Origin of the sequence: Microbacterium sp. gxy059 (assembly GCF_050958665.1) — a bacterium.
GTDB lineage: Bacteria > Actinomycetota > Actinomycetes > Actinomycetales > Microbacteriaceae > Microbacterium.
This window is the reverse complement of the sequence record NZ_JAMXWT010000048.1, coordinates 1-411: the sequence shown is the minus strand read 5'-3', so window position 1 is coordinate 411 and position 411 is coordinate 1. Positions and strand designations below refer to the sequence as shown.

Here is a 411-nt window from a genome sequence, read left to right as displayed (position 1 = left end):
CCGGGGTATGTGTTCGGTAAGTCGTCGGATCCGGTGTCGGGTTCGGAGGTTCAGCCGGGTGACACCGTGACGTATACGCTTTCGGGCGAGAACACGGGTGACACGGATCTCGATGTCGTGATCGATGATGACCTGTCGGATGTGCTGCAGTATGCGCAGTTCAACGATGACGCGGTCGCGACGGTCGGTGGCGAGGAGGCTTCGGCGCCGGTGTTCGACGCGGAAGCGTCGGCGTTGTCGTGGACGGGTGTGCTGGAGCCGGGTGATGTGGTCGAGGTGACCTACTCGGTGACGGTGGATGATGATGCGTGGGATGTGTCGTTCGCGAACGTCGCCACGTCGACGGGCACTCCGCCGACGGGTCCTCCGATCACGCCTCCGCCGGGTGAGACGGAGCATCACACGCCGCCG

General features: G+C 64.5%; 1 protein-coding gene. It reads left to right on the top strand.

Annotation, left to right across the window (positions count from 1 at the left end):
- Positions 1–411: DUF7507 domain-containing protein (locus NHL53_RS14550; RefSeq protein WP_433777615.1), on the top strand; the 411-nt coding region annotated here is incomplete at both ends.